The following is a 21,985-nucleotide window of genomic DNA, read 5'->3' as shown; positions in this document are numbered from 1 at the left end:
CCGGGGGTTACGTGCATTTCCCGTTGCCCAGCCAGCCTGACGTCATGAGCAAGGAGGGTGACCGTGGCACTGCCTGCTGAACGACTCAAGACGCTAGTCGAAGCCGCGATTTTTATTGCCGGGCGCCCCTTGACCGTGAGCGAGCTGAAAAGCGGTGTGCTGGCTGATTACCCCGTCACCGGCCGCTATATTCAGCTGCTGCTGGCCGAATTGCGGCAGGATTACAGCGAGCGGGGAGTGGAGCTTAAAGAAGTTGCTTCCGGCTGGCGCTTTCAGGCGCGCCAGGAGTATGCCGAGGAGCTTTCAAGGCTCTGGAGTGAACGGGCTCCCCGTTATTCGCGCGCCGTGATGGAGACGCTGACACTGATTGCGTATCGTCAGCCCATCACCCGGGCCGAGATCGAAGCCATCCGCGGGGTGGCGGTGTCGAGCCAGATCGTGAATACCCTGAAAGACCGTGGCTGGGTGCGCAGCGTCGGTCACAAGGAGGTGGTGGGTCGCCCGGAGCTGCTCGCCACCACCCGGGAATTTCTGGATTATTTCAATCTGCAGAGCCTGGAGCAGCTCCCCGAGCTGGATCCTGAACTGCAAACCCCCCTGGCCGTTATGCCGGCTGAGGGCCGTGAAACCTGATCCATGTTGTTGGCATTTGCCAAGGCGTGGGCCAGGTCTCTTAATGATCAAAGTGGTGCCGGATTGCCCTGACGGGATCTGGCACAGTAGTCAACGTTGCCCGTTATGCTGGCGGGCAGCGATCAACAATCAGGTAACCCCGATGAGTGAAAAACTGCAAAAAGTGTTGGCCCGCGCGGGTCACGGCTCCCGTCGTGAGATGGAGGCCCTGATCACCGCAGGTCGGGTCAGTGTGGATGGCAAGGTCGCCACACTGGGAGATCGCGTCGAAGTGAACGCCGTGATCCGTGTCGATGGCCATACGGTCAAGACCCGTGCCGAGGAAGAGATGATCTGCCGTGTGCTGGCGTATCACAAGCCCGAAGGGGAGATGTGTACCCGTCATGATCCGGAAGGTCGTCCGACCGTGTTCGATCGTCTGCCCAAGCTGGACAGCGCCCGCTGGATCGCGGTTGGCCGTCTCGACGTCAATACCTCAGGCCTGTTGCTGTTCACCACAGACGGTGAACTGGCCAACCGCCTGATGCACCCGAGCCACGAAGTGGAGCGCGAATACGCGGTGCGCGTGTTTGGCGAGATCACCGAAGCCATGTTGCAGCGCCTGCGCAAAGGCGTGCAGCTGGAAGATGGCATGGCCAAGTTCAACAAGATCAAACCGGCCGGCGGTGAAGGTCTGAACCAGTGGTTCAACGTCACCTTGACCGAAGGTCGCAACCGTGAAGTGCGCCGCCTGTGGGAATCCCAGGAAGTGCAGGTGAGCCGCCTGATGCGGGTGCGCTACGGCGATGTCACCCTGGATCGTGGCATCCCCCGCGGTGGTTGGCAGGAGCTGAAACTGCCGGAAGTGAACTACCTGCGCGGCCTGGTCAACATGCCGCCGGAGACCGAATCCAAGGTCGACCTGCAGCAGGATGGCAAGAGCACCCGTCACAAGCAGGCTGCCCAGATCCGTCGTGCCGTCAAGCGTCACAAGGACATGCAGGGTATGGAGCCGCGCGCCCGCAGCACCACGGCCCGTCGCAAGCCGACTTCCTCTACCCGCAACTCGGGTACCGGCAGCAAGTAAGCATTGCGCTGAGCCTCATGGGTTCATGCAACAAAAAGGCCCGCCTCTCAGGCGGGCCTTTTTGTTGCTGATGTTTGCCGCTTATTATTCCAATCCCCTCCTTGCTGAATTAAACCACCCGACGGACCCGCTGGGGGAGAGGGGCAAGGTTGCTCTGCCAGAGCGGGCTTGTTAGCCTTTGCGGCACTGATACAGGAGATAATAATGAGCAAGGTATTGGATGAGCTGCTGGCCCTGCTGGCGCTCGAGAAAATCGAGGAGGGCCTGTTTCGGGGCCAGAGCCAGGATCTCGGTCTGCGGGCCGTGTTTGGCGGACAGGTAATGGGGCAGGCCTTGTCAGCCGCCAAACAGACGGTGGCCGCCGATCGTCAGGTGCACAGTTTTCACTCCTACTTCCTGCGCCCCGGTGATGCCAATCGTCCCATCATCTACGACGTGGAGAATATCCGTGACGGTCAGACCGTCTCTACCCGCCGGGTCAAGGCCATCCAGGGTGGCAAGCCCATTTTTTATCTCAACGCCTCGTTTCAGGTCGAGGCCGAAGGGTTCGAGCATCAGATCAGCATGCCGGCGGGGATCACCCCACCCGAGCAGCTCAAGAGCGAACTGGAGCTGGTGCGTCCCTACGAGCATCAGATCCCGCCCGCCCTGCGCGACAAGATCATGTGCGAGAAGCCCATCGAAATTCGCCCTGTGACCCTGGTCGACCCGATCCGTCCGGATGTACACGAGCCGCTGCGCCATGTCTGGTTCAGGGCCAACGGCCAGATGCCGGACGATCAGCGGGTCCACAAGTACCTGCTGGCCTATGCCTCCGATTTCCACTTCCTGTTTACCGCCCTGCAGCCCCATGGCGTCTCTTACTGGGAGCCGGACATGCAGGTGGCCACCATAGATCACTCCATGTGGTTCCACCGGGACTTCAGGCTGGATGACTGGCTGCTCTACGTGGTGGACAGCCCCAGTGCCAGCGCAGGCCGTGGTCTGGTGCGCGGCCAGTTCTTTACCCGCGATGGGGTGCTGGTGGCGAGCACGGCGCAGGAAGGGGTGATCCGCCGACGCGGTTGACCTCAGATGCCAGCCATAAAAAACGGGAGCCAGTGGCTCCCGTTTTGTTTTCCGAACCGGCAGTCAGGCCGTTTCACGCTCGGGGGCGAGCTGCGCTTCCCCACCCTGGGCGAAACGGTCGGCCCACAGGGCGATGACGCCGTCACCTGTGACGTTGCAGGCGGTGCCGAAGCTGTCCTGCGCCAGGTAGAGGGCGATCATCAGGGCGATAGAGGCTTCCCCGAAACCCAGCATGGAGGTGAGCAGACCCAGGGCCGACATGACGCCGCCACCCGGTGCGCCCGGTGCGGCTATCATGATGACGCCCAGCATCATGATGAAGGGCAGCATGGTGCCATAGCCGGGAATGGCCAGGTGCTCGGAGAGGAACATGACGGCGGTGGCGCAGGTCACCAGCGTGATGGTGGAGCCACACAGGTGGATGGTGGCGCACAGCGGCACTGTGAAGTTGGCGATGCCATGGCTCACGCCGTTGTTCTTGCTGGCCTGCAGGGCAACCGGAATGGTGGCGGCGCTGGACATGGTGCCGAGAGCGGTGAAGTAGGCGGGCAGCATGTTCTTGATGAGCATGGCGGGTGAGCGACCGAGCGCCAGACCCGTGCCGACGAACAGCACGCTGAGCCAGAACCAGTGCATGACGATGGCCATCACCAGCACCACGCCGAAGGTCTTGAGGGTGGCGAAGACGGTGCCCTCCACCGTCATCTCGACGAAGACTCCGGCGATGTAGAGTGGCAGCAGCGGAATGATCACGCGGGCCAGCAGGCGGTCTATGATGTCACGGCCCTGATCGGCGACCCGGCGCAGGTCGGTGGCCTGGGTGGCGCTGATGCCGATGCCGAACACGAAGGCGGCGGCCAGGGCAGACATGACCCCGAACAGCGGTGGTATCTCCAGACTGATGTAGGAGCTGAGCTTGACGGCGGTTTCCGTGGTGGGCTCGGCGGCTGTGGTCAGCAGCGGGATCAGATGGCTTGCCACTGTGAAGGCGAACAGACCTGCCAGTATGGTGGAGCAATATGAGAGCGCCACCGTCTTGCCCAGCAGCTTGCCGGAGTTCTTCGGCAGGCTGGCGATACCGCTCATGATGAAGAACAGAATGATGAGCGGAATGGTGAAGGTGATCAGCTGACCTATGACTGTCTTGGCCGTAAACAGCAGGCGTGCAACCCATTCCGGGGCGTAGAGACCGAGCAAGAGACCGGCAAGAATACCGGCAACCAGTTTGAGGACAAGTTTCATAAGGAAATCCAGGTGTTAGTGTCTGATTTGTTATTTAATTCTGATTTTAATGCCGCTTTTTAACACAAGCGCCGCATCTTGTCTTCCAACACCTGGTTAATTCAGGGTTAAATATTGTTAGCTGGATGGTGAATTGCGGGGGATGGGCCCCTTGAAGCGACGGCGGCGATACTGATTCGTGGTGGGGGGGAAATCGGGTAGCCGGATCAGCAGGGCATGCAGCCAGCGGCCGTGCTCGGCATCCTCGCTGCACCAGCACTGATGCAGCTCAAACGGCAGGGGGGCGATCAGTTGTTGCAGGCGGGCTTCATCGAGCCGGGTCTGCAGCGGGTATTCGTCCTGTGAGGATGCCACTGGGTTGCCGGGTTTGCCCTCGTCATAAGGGAAGGAGCAGTAGAGCTGCGCCCGGGGTTTGAGCAGGCTGGCGAGATGCATCAGGGTGGGTGCAAGCTCCTCCTTGACCAGGCAGGGCAGGGAGCCGCTGGCCCAGATGCCGTCAAAGGGCAGGACGTTGTGCATCTGCTCGAAGCGGCAGACCCGCACCGGCTGGCCGCAGCGGCGCGAGGCCAGCTTGGCCTGGGCCAGGCTGGCATCAAAGGCGGTGACCATGAACCCCTGCTGCCGGAAAAAGAGCAGATCCTCGCCCGCTCCGCAGCCCGCTTCCAGCAGATGGGCGCCTGCCGCCAGCGGTTTCAGAAAACGCTGACGGGCTGACAGTGTGCTTGAATCCACCACAGATGGCAGACTGGAGGAGGCATCATGACTGGGCAGTGGCGATATGGACATGGCAGGCACCTTCTTTCGGGGGCGCTACTCTAGCAAATTTGGCGGCGCGCTACCAAAGGCTCAGGTAAGTGAAATAATACCGCCTGGGTGGACACTGATCCGTGACGCTGTGACGACCTCCTGGCTGGGCAAGAAGCTGGGCAAGATCCCGTTGCGCCTTGCCAGCAAGGAATGCGGGCCAGCTCGGGGCTGGCCCATGCAGATCAGGGGCGGCAGGTGGCCGGGCCGTTTGGCAGGGCTATCAGGGTAAACAGGCTGTCGAGCAGGAAATCGGCCTCGCGGGTCAGGTTGATACGCTCAGGGAAGTGCAGCCAGTTGATGATGTAGCCATCCAGGGTGCAGTGCAGCAGGGTGGCGGCGCGCTGGGTATCCAGCGTCTTGGGGAGTTGACCCTGGCGGATGGCATTGGTCAGTGTGATCTCAAGATCCCGGAAAAAGTTGGCGGCCTGGCCGCGCATATGTTCGCGCAGGGAGATGGCTTCCCCTTCCAGCGATTCCAGATTGAACATGATGGTGAACATCTGCTGATGAGCCGGATTGGTACTGATCTTCACCAGCACCTCCTTGAGGAAGCTGCGCAGCTTGCCGAGGGGGTTGGGCTCCTGCTCGGCAACGCAGGCATCGAGCTGGTGGGAGAGCGGCTGGCACAGCTCCTCCCATAAGGAGACGAACAGCTCTTCTTTATTCTTGAAGTGCCAGTAGATGGCGCCACGGGTCAGGTCGGCGGCCCTGGCAATATCGGTCAGGCTGGTCTTGGCCAAGCCGTGTGAACAGAACAGATTAAGGGCCGTACTCATGATGTGGCAGCGGGTCTGCTGCGCCTCTTCTTTGGTTCTTCTGGCCATCGATATCTGCGCCTTGTAAAAGTAAAAAAAGTCACTTACATACATTTATGAATGTATGTATATTGCCTCATCTTTCCGATTTTACCAACAGGGACCTGTAAACCCTGTGGTTATTCATTGACTGACAAAGGTTAAGGTTCTCCATGCATAAACATATTCTCGCACGTTCGGTTGGCCTTGCCCTGCTGGCAGGTGGTCTGCTGGCAGCTTGTGGCGAACAGGGCGGTGCCCAGCAAGGGCCGGGTGACATGCCACCCGCCGCCGTGGATGTGGTGACCCTGCACACGGCACCGCTGCAACTCACCTCTGAGCTGACCGGTCGCAGCGCGCCGCTGCGGGTCGCCGAGGTGCGTCCCCAGGTGAGTGGCATCATTCTCAAGCGTCTGTTTACCGAAGGCAGCGACGTCAAGGCCGGGCAACTGCTCTATCAGATCGACCCTGCGGTTTATCAGGCCAACGTGGCCAGTGCCAAGGCCAATCTGGCGAAGGCGCAGGCCAACGAGCAGAGCGCTCGCCTCAAGGCCAAGCGTTATGCCGAACTGGTGAAGGTGAAAGCCATCAGCAGCCAGGAGTATGACGACGCCGATGCCGCCTGGAAGCAGCAACTGGCCGAGATAGGCGCTGCCAAGGCGGCCTTGCAGAGTGCCAACATCAATCTGGCCTATACCCGCATCACGGCCCCCATCAGCGGTCGCATCGGCAAGTCAGCTGTGACCGAGGGTGCCCTGGTGACAGCCCAGCAGGCTGACAGCCTTGCCTCCATCCAGCAGCTCGATCCCATGTATGTGGATGTGCGTCAGTCCACCGCCGACCTGCTGCGCCTCAAGCGCCAGATCGCCGATGGCAAGCTCGTTCAGGACGAGAACAAGGGCGCCAAGGTGCGCTTCCAGCTGGAAGATGGCAGCAGCTACAGCGAAGAGGGCTCATTGCAGTTCTCCGACGTGACCGTGGATGAGACCACCGGCATGGTGACCCTGCGGGTGATAGTGCCGAACCCTCATCAACTTTTGCTGCCCGGCATGTTCATGCGCGCCACTCTGCAAGAGGGCGAGCGTGCAAAAGGGCTGCTGGTGCCGCAAACCGCCGTGACCCGCACCCCCAAGGGGGGCGCTACCGTCATGGTGGTGACGGCGGACAACAAGGTCGAGCTGCGCGAGGTGCAGGTGAGCCGCATCGTTGGCAGTGACTGGGTAGTGGAATCCGGTCTCAAGACGGGTGAGCGGGTGATCGTCGCCGGTCTGCAAAAGGTACAACCCGGGGCTGTCGTCGCGCCCACTGAACAGGCGGCCACCGCGCCGTCTGAACAGACCCCGGCCAACAAGTAGGATGGAGTAGTCGCCTCATGGCACGATTTTTCATAGACAGACCCATTTTCGCCTGGGTAATTGCCCTGGTGATCATGCTGGCAGGGAGCCTGGCCATCATAGGCCTGCCGATCGCCCAGTATCCCAGCATTGCACCGCCCGCCGTGGGCATCTCTGCAAGCTATCCGGGAGCTTCTGCCAAGACGGTAGAAGACTCTGTGACCCAGATCATCGAGCAGAACATGACGGGGCTGGATCACCTGCTCTATATGTCTTCTCAATCTGATTCCTCCGGCAATGTGTCGGTGACCCTTACCTTCCAGGCGGGGACAGATCCCGATATCGCCCAGGTGCAGGTGCAGAACAAGCTGCAGCAGGCGATGTCGCTGTTGCCGCAAGAGGTTCAGCAGCAGGGGATCCGGGTTCAGAAGACCTCCAGCAGCTTCCTGATGGTGGCGGCCTTCATCTCCGGTGACGGCAGCATGAACAACGATGACCTGGCCGACTATGTGGTGGCCAACATCAAGGAGCCGCTGAGCCGTCTGGACGGGGTAGGGGACATCACACTGTTCGGCAGCCAGTACTCCATGCGTGTCTGGCTCGATCCGAACAAGCTCACCCGGGTACAGATGACCCCGATGGACGTGCAGAACGCCATCAAGGCGCAGAATGCCCAGGTGGCGTTTGGCAAGGTGGGGGGCACGCCCTCGGTCGAAAGTCAGCAGTTTACTGCCACCATCATGGGGCAGACCCGTCTTTCCACCGTGGAGGAGTTCAACAATATCCTGCTGCGGGTGAATCAGGACGGCTCCAAGGTACGCTTGCAGGATGTGGCACGGGTTGAGCTGGCGGGTGAAAACTACGACGCCGATGCGCTCTACAACGGCCAGTCTACCGCGGCGGTTGCCATCAAGCTGGCGACCGGTGCCAACGCGCTGGATACCGCAGAGAAGATCCGCGGCAAGCTGGACGAGCTCTCCGCCTACTTCCCAGCCAACATGAAGGTGGTCTATCCGTACGACACTACCCCCTTCGTGCAGATCTCCATCGAGGAGGTGGTACAGACCCTGATCGAGGCGATCTTCCTGGTGTTCTGCGTCATGTATCTGTTCTTGCAGAACTTCCGTGCCACCCTGATCCCGACCATAGCCGTGCCGGTTGTGTTGCTTGGGACCTTTGGCGTCATGTCGGCGTTCGGCTTCTCCATCAACACCCTGACCATGTTTGGTCTGGTGCTGGCCATAGGCCTGCTGGTGGATGATGCCATCGTGGTGGTGGAGAACGTGGAGCGGCTGATGAGCGAGGAGGGGCTCTCCCCGCTGGAGGCGACCCGCAAGTCCATGACCCAGATCACCGGTGCCCTGGTGGGGATCGCTCTGGTGCTCTCTGCGGTCTTTGTGCCCATGGCCTTCTTTGGTGGTTCGACCGGTGCCATCTATCGCCAGTTCTCTCTCACCATCGTTTCGGCCATGGTGTTGTCTGTGCTGGTGGCCCTGATCCTGACGCCTGCTTTGTGTGCCACCTTGCTCAAACCGATCAAGCATGGCGAGCATGGTGTCAAACGCGGCTTTTTTGGCTGGTTTAACCGCGTCTTTGATTCAGGCGCAAACCGTTATCAAAGCGGTGTGCGCAAAGTGCTCAAGCAGGGGGTTCGCTACGGCATCATCTATGCGGCCATGTTGGCAGTGCTGGCAGTGCTGTTTATGCGCATGCCCACCTCCTTCCTGCCGGAAGAGGATCAGGGGGTCATCATGTCCATGGTGCAACTGCCGGTCGGTGCCACCAAACAACGTACCGAAGTAGTACTGGCTGATATGCGTGACTACTTCCTGAAAAATGAAAAGGACAACGTTGAAGCCGTGCTGACGGTGGCGGGCTTCAGCTTCGCCGGTAGCGGCCAGAACAGCGGCATGGCGTTTATCAAGCTGAAAGACTGGAAAGAGCGCAGCAGCCCGGATCGCAGCGCCAATGCCATCATAGGCCGCGCCATGGGTTATCTGTTCAGCATCAAGGAAGCCCAGGTGTTCGCCTTCAACCTGCCTCCCATTCCTGAACTGGGCACGGCCACCGGCTTTGACTTCTACCTGCAAGATCGCGCAGGGCTGGGTCACGAGAAGCTGATGGATGCCCGTAACCAGTTGCTCGGCATGGCGGCGCAGGACCCCAATCTGGTGCGGGTGCGCCCGAACGGGATGGAAGACACGCCCCAGCTCGACGTCAAGATCGACTACGAGAAGGCGCTGGCGCAGGGCCTCTCCATCAGCGACATCAACAGCACCCTCTCTACGGCCTGGGGTTCTTCTTACGTGAATGACTTCGTCGATCGGGGTCGGGTCAAGAAGGTCTACCTGCAGGCGGATGCCCCCTTCCGGATGAACCCGGAAGATCTCAAGCTGTGGTATGTACGCAACAGCACAGGCCAGATGGTGCCCTTCTCTGCCTTTGCCAGTACCGAGTGGAGCTTTGGTTCGCCCCGTCTGGAACGCTACAACGGCGTCTCGGCGATGGAGATAGTAGGTGAGGCCGCACCTGGCAAGAGTACCGGTGATGCCATGGCCGCCATCGAACAGATGGTGAAGCAGTTGCCGGAAGGGATAGGTATCGAGTGGACCGGCCTCTCCCTGCAGGAGCGGCAAGCGGGATCCCAGGCACCGGCCTTGTACGCCATCTCCCTGCTGGTGGTGTTCCTCTGTCTGGCGGCGCTGTACGAGAGCTGGAGCATTCCCTTCTCCGTCATGCTGGTGGTGCCGCTTGGCATCCTGGGCGCCGTGTTGGCGGCGACCATGCGGGGCTTGGAGAACGACGTCTACTTCCAGGTGGGCTTGCTCACCACCATAGGGCTGTCGGCCAAGAACGCGATACTTATCGTCGAGTTTGCCAAGGAGCTGTACGACAAGGGAATGGGCTTGGGTGAAGCCGTGGTTGAAGCTGCGCGTCTGCGTCTGCGTCCCATCCTGATGACCTCTCTCGCCTTTATCCTGGGTGTACTGCCGCTGGTGATCAGCTCGGGTGCCGGTGCCAGTAGCCGTAACGCCATCGGGACCGGCGTGATGGGGGGGATGATCAGTGCGACCGTGCTGGCCATCTTCTTCGTGCCGCTGTTCTTCGTGCTGGTGACTCGCTATTTCACCAAACACAATTCACGGGAAGAGCGGGCCGCCCTTGCCAAGGAGACCCATCATGACTAAGACACTGGTCGCCTTGAGCGTGACGCTGCTGCTGGGGGCCTGTTCCATGGCCCCTGATTATCAAAGACCCGAATTGCCCCAAGGCGCCTCATGGCAGAGCAATCAGACAGCAGGGGAGGCGGCCGTCTCCCCCTGGCAGCAACAGTTTCTCGACCCGACGCTGCAAAGGCTCATCGACACCGCACTGGAGAATAACCGGGATCTGCGGATCGCGGCGCTCAACGTCGAGGCGTATGAAGCCAGGTACCGTATTCAGCGGGCGGCACAACTGCCGACCCTGGCAGCGAACGGCTCGGGCACCCGCCAGCAGGGATCCGACGATCTCAGCAGCACGGGGCAGGGGACTATCAGCAGCCAGTACGATGCCAATCTCGGCATCACCGCCTATGAGCTGGACCTGTTTGGCCGGATCCAGAGCCTCAAAGATCAGGCTCTGGAGACCTACCTTGCCGAGATTGAGACCCGGCGCAGCACCCAGATTGCACTGATAGCGTCGGTGGCCAATGCCTATCTCACCTTGCTGGCGGATCAGGAGTTGCTGGCGCTGAGCGAGGCGACTCTGTCGACCGAGCAGGAGAGTTATGGCCTGACCGAGCACAAGTATCGCCTGGGCGCCGCCTCAGAGATGGAGCTTGCCCAGGGGCGTACCGCACTGGAAAGCGCCCGTGTCAGCCTGGCCCAGTACCAACGCCAGGTGAAGCAGGATCGCAATGGTCTGGCACTGCTCCTTGGCACCCAGGTTCCTGTGCTGGACAGCCAGCCAGTGACCCTGGCCGAGGTAAAACTGGCGGCGATCCCGGTGGGCGCGCCTTCGAGCTTGCTGCAACAGCGCCCGGATATTCTGGCCGCCGAGCACAGTCTGAAGGCGGCCAATGCCAATATAGGCGCGGCGCGCGCCGCCTTCTTCCCCTCCATCTCGCTCACCGCGACGGCGGGGACGGCCAGCAACCAGCTGAGCGGCCTGTTTGACGGAGGAACCGGCACCTGGTCGTTTATCCCCCAGATCAACCTGCCCATCTTCGACGGTGGGAAACGTATCGCCGATCTTGATGTGGCTGAAGTGAGTACCCGGCAGGCGGTGGCGAGCTACGAGAAGAGCATCCAGACCGCCTTCAAGGAGGTTGCGGATACCCTCGGTGCCCAGTCGGACTATCAGCAGCAGTTGCAGGCACAGCAGGCTCTGGTCGAAGCCAACCAGACCTATTTCAAGCTGGCGGAGTTCCGTTATGAGCAAGGTGTGGACAGTTACCTGACCCGGCTCGATGCCCAGCGTTCGTTGTTCAGTGCCAAGCAGGGCCTGATCAGCACCCGTCTGGCCCAGCTGACCAACCAGGTGGCGCTCTACAAGGCCATAGGTGGTGGTTGGCAAGCCCCCGGCACGACGACGGAGCAGCAGTAGCGATTACCTCCCACTTTGGGTTATCGTATAGCCACAGGGCGAACCATCCGGTTCGCCCTGTTTTTTTGAGCAAGATCATATGCATATGGCACCTTGATGACATAATGCGTCGTGCTTTATCAAGTTGGGACCCCTGTTTCCGATGTCCAGCTCATTGAGCAGTATGTGAATGGGCTGCAACACCGCAAAATGGTACTTGAACAGTGTTCGGAAGATAGGTAAGACCCTTTCAGGACCATACATATTAGTGCTTGCCGCAAGACCTGGTGAGTAAAAAATTCATTTTTGCGTTTAAGATCAAAGAAATAGTAACTCAACAAGCGAAAGACTAGCCGCAACTGTCCTCGCCTTATATAAGCAAAGAGCAGGAACGGAAAGAGAGTGAGCCAGGATGACGCATTAACCAGATCAAGGGTCAGATCTGACGGTGCAACAGATCGCTAAAGGCGTTAGAATCCATCGCTATCGTTGAAATGGAATAGCTCAATAAGATAGGTTCGAACATCAACGTCTCATCGAACCTTATTAAGCAAGTAGTTGGCAAGGGTAGTAGCCGCTACATCACAAGCTGGAGGGCATGATGGCCAACAGCACACTCATTCTGGTTAAAATCAGCGAACTGGGAGCTGTAACTCAGGGGCGGTAGCCATTGCACTTTTCCCCTTGATAGTCAGAAATCTGCCGGTCAGACAAGTTTATCCTTGTCTCCAGTCTCATTGTTGCAACTCGTTTTACCTTCATTTTTTATATTCATTTCAAGAGCATACCTATGAAAATCCTTGTCACTGGTGGCGCTGGCTTTATCGGGTCGGCGGTTGTTCGTCATATTATTCGAAACACGCAGGATGCCGTGGTCAATCTCGACAAACTCACCTATGCGGGGAATCTGGAGTCCCTGGCCGACGTGGCTGCCAGTGAGCGTTATGTTTTCGAGCAGGTGGATATCTGCAACCGTGGTGAACTGGATCGGGTGTTTGCTCTGCATCAACCGGATGCCGTGATGCATTTGGCGGCCGAGAGCCATGTCGATCGCTCCATCACGGGGCCTGCCGATTTCATCGAAACCAATATTGTTGGCACCTATACGTTGCTGGAAGCGGCGCGCGCTTACTGGAACGAATTGAACGATACACGCAAAGCGGCTTTCCGCTTCCACCACATCTCCACCGACGAGGTGTATGGCGATCTGCCCCATCCGGATGAGGTGAGTGCCGGTCATCCCTTGTGGAATAAGCCACTGCCGCTCTTTACCGAAACCACTCCTTACGCCCCCAGCAGCCCCTATTCGGCCTCCAAGGCCTCCAGCGACCATCTGGTCCGCGCCTGGCGCCGAACTTACGGCCTGCCGACCCTGGTCACCAATTGCTCCAACAACTATGGCCCCTACCACTTCCCCGAGAAGCTGATCCCGCTGGTGATCCTGAATGCGCTGGATGGCAAGCCACTGCCGGTTTATGGCAAGGGTGACCAGATCCGTGATTGGCTCTACGTAGAAGATCATGCTCGCGCGCTCTACAAGGTGGTGACTACTGGCTTGGTAGGGGAGACCTACAACATCGGCGGTCACAACGAGAAGCAGAATCTGGATGTGGTCCACACCATCTGCGATTTGCTCGACGAGATGGTCCCCAAGGCTGGTTCTTACCGCGATCAAATTACCTATGTGGCGGATCGCCCCGGTCACGATCGCCGCTATGCCATCGACGCCAGCAAGATGAGCGCCGAGCTGAACTGGCAACCGCAAGAGACCTTCGAGTCCGGCATCCGCAAGACGGTACAGTGGTACTTGGATAACCAGCTGTGGGTTAATAACGTGAAGAGCGGTGCCTATCAATCCTGGATTGAGCAGAATTACGATGGGCGTGCCTGATGCATGTCCTGTTATTTGGTAAAAATGGCCAGGTGGGCTGGGAGCTTCACCGAGCATTGGCGCCACTAGGACATATTACAGCGGTGGATTTTGACTCCACCGATTATTGCGGTGATTTCGCTAATCCTGCCGGTGTCGCCGAGACGGTACGTCTGCTCAAGCCGGATATGATTGTCAATGCTGCCGCTTACACTGCGGTTGATAAGGCCGAGAGCGAGCGGGCGCTGGCCCAATTGCTCAATGCCACCAGTGTTGCTGCGATTGCCAAAGAAGCAGAGGCACTGGGTGCTTGGTTGGTGCACTACTCCACTGACTACGTATTTGATGGCAGTGGCGAGCGCTCCTGGGTCGAGAGCGATCAGACCGCACCGCTCAACGTCTATGGTGAAACCAAGCTGGCAGGGGAACACGCAGCTGTGCTTTGCACTCGTCATCTTATCTTCCGCACCAGCTGGGTGTATGCCGCCCGTGGGGCAAACTTTGCCAGGACCATGCTGCGCTTTGGCAAAGAGCGTAGCGAAATGTCGATTATCAATGACCAGTTTGGCGCCCCGACCGGTGCAGAGTTGCTGGCCGATTGCACGGCCCATGCGATCCGTATTGCGCAGTACAAACCAGAGGTGGCGGGGCTGTATCATCTGGTCGCCTCCGGTACCACCACCTGGTTTGACTATGCCCAGCTGGTGTTTGCCAAAGCTAGAGAGGCAGGGGTTGAACTGTCGGTCACGCAACTCAATGCTGTGCCGGCCAGTGAATTTCCGACGCCTGCCAAGCGGCCTCATAACTCACGCCTGGATACGAGCAAGTTCCAGCGAACATTCAGTCTGGTGCTACCAGACTGGACTGTTGGTGTCGAGCGGATGCTGGTAGAGATCCTGAGTCAATATGAGGATGGCAAGCGAGACAAGGGGATTTCGTGTCTTGTCGATAGTAATAAAGGGTAAAAGAAGTGGCGCTTGGCCACACTTTTTCATGGTTAAATAATTCAAATATAAGAAATGAAGCATTATGACCAAACGTAAAGGTATTATTCTGGCCGGTGGGTCAGGCACTCGTCTCTACCCCGTCACCATGGCAGTCAGCAAGCAGCTGCTACCCATTTATGACAAACCAATGATTTACTACCCACTCTGTACCCTGATGCTGGCGGGAATACGGGATATCTTGATAATTAGTACGCCACAAGATACCCCCCGTTTTGAACAGCTGCTGGGTGATGGCAGTCAGTGGGGGTTGAATTTGCAATACAAGGTACAACCGAGCCCGGATGGTTTGGCACAAGCGTTTATTTTGGGTGAAGAGTTTATTGGTTCAGATGCATGTGCTCTGGTCTTGGGCGATAATATATTTTACGGCCACAATTTGCAGAGACAGTTGGTGTCAGCCGCAGACACTCCCAGTGGAGCGACCGTATTTGCCTACCATGTATATGACCCAGAGCGGTATGGTGTAGTAGAGTTTGATGACGAGGGGATTGCCATTTCCCTGGAAGAGAAACCGCAAGAGCCGAAGAGCAACTATGCGGTAACGGGTCTCTATTTTTATGACAACAATGTTGTGGAAATAGCCAAGAACTTGAAGCCATCTCTTCGCGGCGAACTGGAAATTACAGACATCAATCGAATTTATCTTGAGCAAGGAAATCTGTCGGTGGCCATGATGGGTCGTGGCTATGCCTGGCTTGATACCGGTACTCACGAGAGCATGATTGAGGCGAGCAACTTTATTCAGACCATTGAAACTCGACAAGGACTAAAAGTCTCTTGTCCGGAGGAGATAGCCTACCGTCAGGGATTTATTGATGCTGCTCAAGTGAAGCTATTAGCTGCGCCATTGATAAAGAATGCTTATGGCCAATACTTGATGAGATTGGTTTCCAAGGTGAAATAACAAGTATTTTTTAGGTTCGGGTTCACTTTTTTCATTTAAGTGTTTTAGTAACTACGCCGTATATTATGCAGATCTCCTTTTAAAGGTTTATTGGTCATTCTCAAATTAAGTCTTCAAGCCATTATCCTGACTTTGAACCATTTTATTATTTTATTTTTATATTCTTTTGGAGTAAAGATGCAAAACAAGAAAGTGGCCATTATTGGGCTAGGTTATGTTGGGTTGCCTTTAGCCGTAGAGTTTGGGAAATACCGTTCCGTACTTGGATTCGATATTAACCAATCTCGCATCAATGAACTGATGAGTTTTCAGGACAGTACTCTTGAAGTCACCCCTGAAGAACTGAAACAGGCGACAAGGCTGACCTATAGCAGTGACCAGAATGCCTTGAAAGATTGTGACATCTTCATCGTTACCGTCCCAACGCCTATTGATGGAGCTAACCGTCCTGATTTAACGCCATTGGTGAAAGCTAGCGAGACAGTGGCTAAGGCACTGAAACAGGGGGCTATCGTTATCTATGAGTCCACTGTTTATCCAGGTTGCACTGAGGAAATATGTGTACCTGTGCTGGAGAAGTTCTCAGGCCTTAAGTTCAATGAAGGCTTCTATTGCGGCTACAGCCCGGAGCGCATAAACCCTGGTGACAAGGTCAACACTCTGACGAAAATCAAGAAGATCACTAGTGGTTCAACTGCTGAAATTGCTGTAGAGGTAGATGCGCTTTACAACTCTATTATTTCAGCCGGCACCTTCCCAGCTACCAGTATCAAGGTTGCGGAAGCTGCAAAGGTGATCGAAAATAGTCAACGTGACCTCAATATTGCCTTCGTCAATGAACTCTCCATCATTTTTGATCGTATTGGCATCGACACCATAGAAGTATTAGAAGCCGCTGGTAGCAAATGGAATTTTCTTCCTTTCCGTCCTGGTATGGTTGGTGGCCATTGTATAGGTGTTGATCCTTATTATCTGACGCACAAGGCCGAAGAGTTGGGATATCATCCTCAGGTAATTCTTGCAGGTCGTCGCATCAACGATAACATGGCACGTTATGCTGCCAGAAATGTCATAAAGCTGATGCTGAAAAACGGTATTGATGTTGCTCGCAGTGTTGTTGGTGTGATGGGTATTACCTTCAAAGAGAACTGTCCCGATATTCGTAATAGCAAGGTAATTGACCTGATTACTGAACTGAAAAATTGGGGGTTGAATGTGGTCGTAATAGATCCTTGGGCTAATACTGACGAAGTGCAACATGAGTATGGTATTGAATTGGGTGTCATTAGCGAGCAATCTCCAGTCGATAGCCTCATTGTCGCCGTAGGTCATCAGGAGTTTCGAGAGCTCTCTCCACAACAGTTACGCAAGTTCTGTCGTACTGATCAACCTGTGCTGGCAGATATCAAGGCTCTCTATACACGGGAGGCCTGTGACAAGGCTGGGTTTACGCTTTTCCGTTTCTAATCTCCGGTGCAATTGTAGAGGCTGCAATAAGATACCTCTTGCAATTTTCAATGAACTATTGGAATGACTGAATACACTAAAAATTTAGCCATTAAAACTGTGATGATGTGCCATATTGGCGACTAATTTTTTCTTGTTGGTCGTTAGTGTGAGCCATAAACGGTTTTCACAATCCTGCGAGGATATGTGATGGGGCGAGTGAATGCAGTCAACCATCGGCACTCCAGGAAAAACGAACATATAGACAAACCGAGTAAACACTCTCCGTCTGGTGTTAAACAAATAAGGGAATTATTGTGCTAATTCAAAGCTACCCTATCATCAAAGATCGCAAGATCAGAATCGCCATTGTTGGCTGTGGCCGCATTTCCAAAAACCATTTTGGTTCCATTGCCCAACATGCAGATCACTTTGAGCTAGTTGCGATTTGCGATATCAATCCGACTACGCTCGTTGAGCACCAGCAGCAATATCAGGTCCCAGCCTATCAAAAGCTGCAAGAAATGTTGGAAAAAGAGCAGATCGATATTGTAAGTCTTTGCACCCCCAGTGGCTTGCATGCTGATCAGGCAATACTCGCTGCTGAGCATGGGGTACATGTCATTACAGAAAAACCTATGGCGACTCGTTGGCAAGATGGTCAGCAAATGGTCAAGGCATGTGACAAAGCAGGAGTGCGCCTCTTCGTTGTCAAACAGAATCGTCGTAATACCACTCTACAACTGTTGAAGCGTGCCATCACTGAGAAGCGTTTTGGCAAGATCCATATGGTCAATATCAATGTGTTCTGGACTCGTCCCCAATCCTATTACGATGTTGGCGGTTGGCGCGGTAATTGGGAGTTTGATGGTGGTGCCTTCATGAATCAGGCGAGCCACTATGTCGATCTATTGCACTGGCTGATTGGTCCTGTCGAAAAAGTTCAGGCGATGATGACCACGACTCGGGATATTGAAGCCGAAGACACTGGTGTGCTGAACATCAAGTGGCGTCATGGTGCAGTAGGTTCTATGAGCGTTACCATGCTTACTTATCCGCGTAATCTGGAAGGTAGTATTACCATCCTTGGTGAGCAGGGTACGGTGCGAATTGGCGGGCTTGCAGTCAACGAAATTCAGCAATGGCAGTTTGCTGAAGAGAAAGATTACGATGCCCAGATCAGCGAGGCAAACTATGAGACCACTTCTGTCTACGGCTTTGGTCATCCTCTCTACTACAAGAATGTAGTGGATGTTATGCGTGGCGAAGCTGAGCCAGAAACTGATGGTCGTGAGGGCTTGACCTCACTGGAACTGTTGATTGCCGCCTACCTGGCAGCCCGCGATGGCCGTCAAGTTGGTTTGCCGCTGGAGTATTAAGCATGAACTATCTGGTGCATGAAACCGCGATCGTTGATGTGGGTGCGCAGATTGGGGCTGACTCCAGAGTGTGGCATTGGGCCCATGTCTGTGCAGGGGCAAAGATTGGTGCAGGAGTTTCTCTTGGTCAAAATGTCTTCGTTGGCAATAAAGTAGTTATTGGTGATCGCTGCAAGATACAGAACAATGTTTCGGTATACGATAATGTCATTTTGGAAGAGGGGGTCTTCTGTGGTCCCAGCATGGTCTTCACCAATGTCTATAACCCAAGAGCCTTGATCGAACGCAAAGCTGAATATCGTGACACCCTTGTCAAAAAAGGAGCAACCCTGGGAGCCAACTGTACCATTGTTTGTGGTGTTACCATTGGCGAGTACGCTTTCATCGGTGCCGGGACAGTAGTGAACAAAGAGGTCAAACCCTTTGCTCTTATGGTGGGCGTACCCGCCAAGCAAATAGGTTGGATGAGTGCCTACGGTGAAAAGCTCGATCTCCCTCTTTATGGCCAGGCCACAACAGTTTGCCCTTTCACTCAAGAAACCTATGTTCTAGAGGGTGACACCCTCAGTAGATTGGAAAGATAATCATGCAATTTATTGACTTGGCTGCCCAATACCAGCATCTGAAACAGAAGATTGACCAACGAATTCAGCAAGTGCTCGAACATGGTCATTACATCATGGGGCCTGAGGTGGCCGAATTGGAGGCCAAGCTGGCTGACTATGTCGGTGTTAAACATGTCATTACCTGTGCCAATGGTACCGATGCTCTGACACTGGCGATGATGGCGATGGGGGTCAAACCTGGCGATGCTATTTTTTGTCCAACTTTCACCTTCTTTGCTACAGCAGAGACCATCGCTTATGAAGGTGCTACCCCTGTTTTTGTAGATTCCGATCCCGATACCTTCAACATCTCACCTCAAGACTTGGAAAAGCAGATTCAACGGGTTCTAGCCGAAGGCAAGCTCAATCTCAAAGCGATTATCACTGTTGATCTCTTCGGGTTGCCCGCCAATTATCCAGAGCTGGAAATTATTGCAAAGAAATACAATATGAAGCTCCTCGAAGATTCAGCTCAGGGTTTTGGCGGTGAATTGAACGGAAAACGGGCCGGTAGCTTTGGTGATATTGCAACTACCAGTTTCTTCCCAGCCAAGCCACTGGGGTGCTATGGCGATGGTGGCGCTATCTTCACCAATAGCGATGAATATGCCGAGCTTATCAAGTCTTACCGGGTTCATGGCAAAGGAGCAGACAAATACGACAATGTTCGTATTGGTATGAACAGTCGACTTGATACTATCCAGGCGGCAATTTTATTAGAGAAACTGGCCGTCTTCCCAGAGGAGTTGATTGCTCGTAATAAAGTGGCTAAAAACTATGAGCAGGCATTGGCAGGGAAATATAAAACACCCATGGTGCCGCCTGGTTATTTAAGCTCATGGGCACAATATACCATCATTACTCAGGATCGAGACGCTACCATGGCTGAATACAAGGCCAAAGGAATACCAACCATGATCTATTACGCAACTTGTCTGCATCAGCAGAAGGCGTTTGCTTATCTTGGTTATAAAGAAGGTGATTTGCCAGTGGCTGAGAAACTATCAAAGCAAGTGGTTAGTTTGCCAATGCACCCATATATGTAGGTGTCCCACTCTGATAGTTTTTTCTATTCAGTTAGGCGATTATAATTACTTTTAGTATATTGAACGGAAATTGTTTCGATAAATTAAAGGAATTATTCTAGGTTCGTTATTTATATGTAATAGTGCTGGGCGTCATTTTAGCTGTAAGAGGATGACATATGTCTAAAAAAATTGTGCATATAGGCCATGCATGCACGTTCATGTCTCCATTTATTGAACTTGTCAAAAGTGACTTTGATTTTGAGTCTCATCTTTTTTATTTAACATTAGGGGCCACAAAGTATAAAACGTTTCCCTCCCCAAACATTAAGCTCGCAAAGCGAACATTTTTTGGTAGAGCCAAATATTATCTTGGTATCTCAATTAAAATGCATCAAGCAGAAAAAATAATGCTGCATGGACTTTTTGATTATAAAACGATTACGCTGTTATTTTTTATGCCTTGGCTGCTTAAGAAATGCTACTGGGTGATATGGGGCGGGGATCTGTATTGCTATCAGTTAAATGAAAAAAGCTGGGGCTGTAGAGTTAAAGAGTTTTTAAGAAAAAAAGTAATAAAAAAAATAGGGCATCTTGTTACTTATATTAAAGGTGATTATAAATTAGCTCAACAATGGTATGGTGCACAGGGTCAATATCATGAATGCTTTATGTATCCTAGTAATTTATATCAAGAGTATACTATCCCTGATAAAGTCCATGAAGGAATAAACATTCAAGTTGGGAACTCGGCAGATCCAAGTAATAATCACCTGGATATTTTTAAGCGACTTGAAAAATACCATAAGCATAATGTGACTATATATGTCCCACTAACCTATGGTGGTGATGCTTATGCAGATGAAGTAATTAAAGAAGGTAGAAAGATATTTGGCGACAAGTTCATCCCTCTGACTGAACATGTACCATTTCACCAATACTTGGCATTTCTTGGTAGCGTCGATATTGCTATATTTAATCATAAGCGACAACAGGCCATGGGTAATACAATAACTCTGTTAGGCTTAGGAAAGAAAGTATATATGCGTAGCGATGTGACCCAATGGGATTTTTTTAAAGATCATGATATCGTAGTGTATGATATTGAAAATATAAATATCTATGATTTAGATGAAAAAGTTTTGGCTGAAAACAGAGGGAAAATAAAAAACTATCTTTCTTATGAAAACTATAAAAATCAGCTTGAATGTATATTCAATCAATGATGAAACTGCGAGTATATTAATGCATGCACTTATACCAATGATCTATTGGCTAAGTTTTTCGTTCTGACTATCACGCATTCAATATAAAAGTTTATATTCGTCATTTTTTGGGAAGGAGCGTTAGAATGAAAAAAGTCGCATTCTATGTGATGAACTCTAAAGGCTTTTATGTGCTGGATGAGTTTGTTAAAAAATTTGGTAGTGAAGCTATAGAATATGTAGTCAGTGAAAAAGATGATGCGGTTAAAGATGACGCCTACAATAAAATAATGAAGCTGACATCAAGTTATAATATTAAAGCATTCAATCGAAAAGAATTAGATTTAAATAAAGAGACTGTTTTTGATGGAATAAAATTTGCTATCGGTTGGCGATGGTTGATTGAGAATGAAAGAAATTTGATTGTTTTTCATGATTCAAAACTACCAAAATATAGGGGGTTTGCTCCTCTGGTAAATTCATTGATAAACAAAGAGAGTGAGTTGTCTGTAACAGCATTATATGCCAGCGAAAAATACGATTGTGGTGATATCATTGATCAGCTAACGGTAAGTGTTAAGTATCCCATAACAATATATGATGCAATAAAAAAAATAGAGCCATTATATTTTAAATTGATAGAGAATTTATTTATTGCATATAGTTCTAATCAAGCTCTGTCTAGAGTACCGCAAGATGAATTTCAAGCAAGCTATAGCCTGTGGTTGGATAAAGATGACTATTATATTGACTGGGAGTGGCCGGCAGAAAAAATAAAATTATTTGTTGATGCTGTAGGATTCCCCTTTGATGGGGCAAAATGTCTTTTAAATAAAGAGATAGTGATTTTTGAAGATGTTGATATATATCATGACGTGATAGTTGAGCATCGAGAAAGGCATATTGGAAAAATAATTTTTTTTGAATGTGGTGCTCCTGTAATTGTTTGCAAGAAAGGGCTTTTGAAACTAAACAGAGTTCTAGATGCAAATAAAGAGCCAATGAAACTTAAATTCAGAAGCAGGTTTTATTAA

Annotated in this window: 18 protein-coding genes; 15 read left to right on the top strand and 3 right to left on the bottom strand. The window is 53.3% G+C overall.

Translation table 11 applies throughout. The features are described 5' to 3' along the window. The first annotated feature begins 63 nt into the window (after positions 1-63). From scpB to tesB, 3 genes are all read left to right on the top strand, one after another. Positions 64-633 carry an SMC-Scp complex subunit ScpB gene (scpB, locus tag GWQ29_RS00975; protein ID WP_005319123.1) on the top strand — a complete coding sequence of 190 codons (570 nt, stop codon included), beginning with the start codon at positions 64-66 and terminating at the stop codon, positions 631-633. A gap of 142 nt (positions 634-775) precedes the next feature. After that, positions 776-1,699 (top strand): 23S rRNA pseudouridine(2605) synthase RluB, encoded by a 924-nt coding sequence (rluB, locus tag GWQ29_RS00970; RefSeq protein ID WP_021139995.1) that lies wholly within the window; start codon positions 776-778, stop codon positions 1,697-1,699. Between the two features lie 204 nt (positions 1,700-1,903). Further along, positions 1,904-2,767 carry an acyl-CoA thioesterase II gene (gene tesB / locus GWQ29_RS00965; protein ID WP_125607511.1) on the top strand — a complete coding sequence of 288 codons (864 nt, stop codon included), beginning with the start codon at positions 1,904-1,906 and terminating at the stop codon, positions 2,765-2,767. Between the two features lie 63 nt (positions 2,768-2,830). Here the strand turns inward: tesB and GWQ29_RS00960 are convergent, their stop codons facing one another. From GWQ29_RS00960 to GWQ29_RS00950, 3 genes are all read right to left on the bottom strand, one after another. Continuing rightward, entirely contained in the window at positions 2,831-4,009 is a 1,179-nt protein-coding gene (locus GWQ29_RS00960) for a dicarboxylate/amino acid:cation symporter (protein ID WP_275918559.1), read from the bottom strand. Between the two features lie 117 nt (positions 4,010-4,126). Next, entirely contained in the window at positions 4,127-4,795 is a 669-nt protein-coding gene (locus tag GWQ29_RS00955; protein ID WP_275918558.1) for a class I SAM-dependent methyltransferase, read from the bottom strand. Positions 4,796-4,998: 203 nt separating this feature from the next. Then, positions 4,999-5,640, bottom strand: coding sequence for a TetR family transcriptional regulator (locus GWQ29_RS00950; RefSeq protein WP_155603867.1), 642 nt, complete (start codon positions 5,638-5,640; stop codon positions 4,999-5,001). A gap of 143 nt (positions 5,641-5,783) precedes the next feature. Here GWQ29_RS00950 and GWQ29_RS00945 point away from each other — a divergent pair, with 143 nt between their 5' ends. From GWQ29_RS00945 to GWQ29_RS00890, 12 genes are all read left to right on the top strand, one after another. Further along, complete coding sequence (locus GWQ29_RS00945; protein WP_275918557.1) at positions 5,784-6,965, top strand: efflux RND transporter periplasmic adaptor subunit; 1,182 nt, start codon at positions 5,784-5,786, stop codon at positions 6,963-6,965. 17 nt (positions 6,966-6,982) lie between these two features. Beyond that, positions 6,983-10,132, top strand: a complete 3,150-nt coding sequence (locus GWQ29_RS00940; protein WP_275908425.1) for an efflux RND transporter permease subunit — start codon at positions 6,983-6,985, stop codon at positions 10,130-10,132. Next, positions 10,125-11,531 (top strand): efflux transporter outer membrane subunit, encoded by a 1,407-nt coding sequence (locus GWQ29_RS00935; protein WP_265462436.1) that lies wholly within the window; start codon positions 10,125-10,127, stop codon positions 11,529-11,531. Before GWQ29_RS00940 ends, GWQ29_RS00935 begins: the two co-directional genes overlap by 8 nt. A gap of 769 nt (positions 11,532-12,300) precedes the next feature. Continuing rightward, positions 12,301-13,401, top strand: coding sequence for a dTDP-glucose 4,6-dehydratase (gene rfbB / locus GWQ29_RS00930; RefSeq protein WP_265421175.1), 1,101 nt, complete (start codon positions 12,301-12,303; stop codon positions 13,399-13,401). Beyond that, positions 13,401-14,345 carry a dTDP-4-dehydrorhamnose reductase gene (gene rfbD / locus GWQ29_RS00925; protein ID WP_275918556.1) on the top strand — a complete coding sequence of 315 codons (945 nt, stop codon included), beginning with the start codon at positions 13,401-13,403 and terminating at the stop codon, positions 14,343-14,345. Before rfbB ends, rfbD begins: the two co-directional genes overlap by 1 nt. Positions 14,346-14,409: 64 nt before the next feature. Continuing rightward, complete coding sequence (rfbA, locus tag GWQ29_RS00920) at positions 14,410-15,291, top strand: glucose-1-phosphate thymidylyltransferase RfbA (RefSeq protein ID WP_265421177.1); 882 nt, start codon at positions 14,410-14,412, stop codon at positions 15,289-15,291. Between the two features lie 177 nt (positions 15,292-15,468). Then, the gene (locus GWQ29_RS00915; RefSeq protein WP_265421179.1) at positions 15,469-16,758 is read left to right on the top strand and encodes a nucleotide sugar dehydrogenase; all 1,290 of its coding nucleotides are present in this window, start codon (positions 15,469-15,471) and stop codon (positions 16,756-16,758) included. A 296-nt stretch (positions 16,759-17,054) separates the two neighbouring features. Further along, on the top strand, positions 17,055-18,116 hold the full coding sequence (locus GWQ29_RS00910) for a Gfo/Idh/MocA family oxidoreductase (RefSeq protein WP_271774549.1): 1,062 nt from the start codon (positions 17,055-17,057) through the stop codon (positions 18,114-18,116). Positions 18,117-18,118: 2 nt separating this feature from the next. After that, entirely contained in the window at positions 18,119-18,700 is a 582-nt protein-coding gene (locus tag GWQ29_RS00905; RefSeq protein ID WP_265421180.1) for an acyltransferase, read from the top strand. Between the two features lie 2 nt (positions 18,701-18,702). Then, positions 18,703-19,767 (top strand): DegT/DnrJ/EryC1/StrS aminotransferase family protein, encoded by a 1,065-nt coding sequence (locus tag GWQ29_RS00900; protein WP_265421181.1) that lies wholly within the window; start codon positions 18,703-18,705, stop codon positions 19,765-19,767. Positions 19,768-19,925: 158 nt separating this feature from the next. After that, a complete protein-coding gene (locus GWQ29_RS00895; protein ID WP_275918555.1) occupies positions 19,926-20,972 on the top strand; it encodes a TDP-N-acetylfucosamine:lipid II N-acetylfucosaminyltransferase in 1,047 nt (348 codons plus the stop codon). Positions 20,973-21,097: 125 nt separating this feature from the next. Then, positions 21,098-21,985, top strand: a complete 888-nt coding sequence (locus GWQ29_RS00890; RefSeq protein WP_265421183.1) for a formyltransferase family protein — start codon at positions 21,098-21,100, stop codon at positions 21,983-21,985.

It is taken from the genome of Aeromonas sp. 2HA2 (genome assembly GCF_029237345.1).
Classification (GTDB): domain Bacteria; phylum Pseudomonadota; class Gammaproteobacteria; order Enterobacterales; family Aeromonadaceae; genus Aeromonas; species Aeromonas salmonicida.
The sequence above is the reverse complement of the archived record's forward strand: the minus strand, read 5'-3'. Positions and strand labels throughout refer to the sequence as shown.

Bases quoted from the DNA above. Each gene is read 5' to 3' on its own strand.
- rluB (WP_021139995.1), top strand. From the start codon at position 776: ATGAGTGAAAAACTGCAAAAAGTGTTGGCCCGCGCGGGTCACGGCTCC.
- tesB (WP_125607511.1), top strand. From the start codon at position 1,904: ATGAGCAAGGTATTGGATGAGCTGCTGGCCCTGCTGGCGCTCGAGAAA.
- GWQ29_RS00960 (WP_275918559.1), bottom strand. From the start codon at position 4,009: ATGAAACTTGTCCTCAAACTGGTTGCCGGTATTCTTGCCGGTCTCTTG.
- GWQ29_RS00955 (WP_275918558.1), bottom strand. From the start codon at position 4,795: ATGTCCATATCGCCACTGCCCAGTCATGATGCCTCCTCCAGTCTGCCA.
- GWQ29_RS00950 (WP_155603867.1), bottom strand. From the start codon at position 5,640: ATGGCCAGAAGAACCAAAGAAGAGGCGCAGCAGACCCGCTGCCACATC.
- GWQ29_RS00945 (WP_275918557.1), top strand. From the start codon at position 5,784: ATGCATAAACATATTCTCGCACGTTCGGTTGGCCTTGCCCTGCTGGCA.
- GWQ29_RS00940 (WP_275908425.1), top strand. From the start codon at position 6,983: ATGGCACGATTTTTCATAGACAGACCCATTTTCGCCTGGGTAATTGCC.
- GWQ29_RS00935 (WP_265462436.1), top strand. From the start codon at position 10,125: ATGACTAAGACACTGGTCGCCTTGAGCGTGACGCTGCTGCTGGGGGCC.
- rfbB (WP_265421175.1), top strand. From the start codon at position 12,301: ATGAAAATCCTTGTCACTGGTGGCGCTGGCTTTATCGGGTCGGCGGTT.
- rfbD (WP_275918556.1), top strand. From the start codon at position 13,401: ATGCATGTCCTGTTATTTGGTAAAAATGGCCAGGTGGGCTGGGAGCTT.
- rfbA (WP_265421177.1), top strand. From the start codon at position 14,410: ATGACCAAACGTAAAGGTATTATTCTGGCCGGTGGGTCAGGCACTCGT.
- GWQ29_RS00915 (WP_265421179.1), top strand. From the start codon at position 15,469: ATGCAAAACAAGAAAGTGGCCATTATTGGGCTAGGTTATGTTGGGTTG.
- GWQ29_RS00905 (WP_265421180.1), top strand. From the start codon at position 18,119: ATGAACTATCTGGTGCATGAAACCGCGATCGTTGATGTGGGTGCGCAG.
- GWQ29_RS00900 (WP_265421181.1), top strand. From the start codon at position 18,703: ATGCAATTTATTGACTTGGCTGCCCAATACCAGCATCTGAAACAGAAG.
- GWQ29_RS00895 (WP_275918555.1), top strand. From the start codon at position 19,926: ATGTCTAAAAAAATTGTGCATATAGGCCATGCATGCACGTTCATGTCT.
- GWQ29_RS00890 (WP_265421183.1), top strand. From the start codon at position 21,098: ATGAAAAAAGTCGCATTCTATGTGATGAACTCTAAAGGCTTTTATGTG.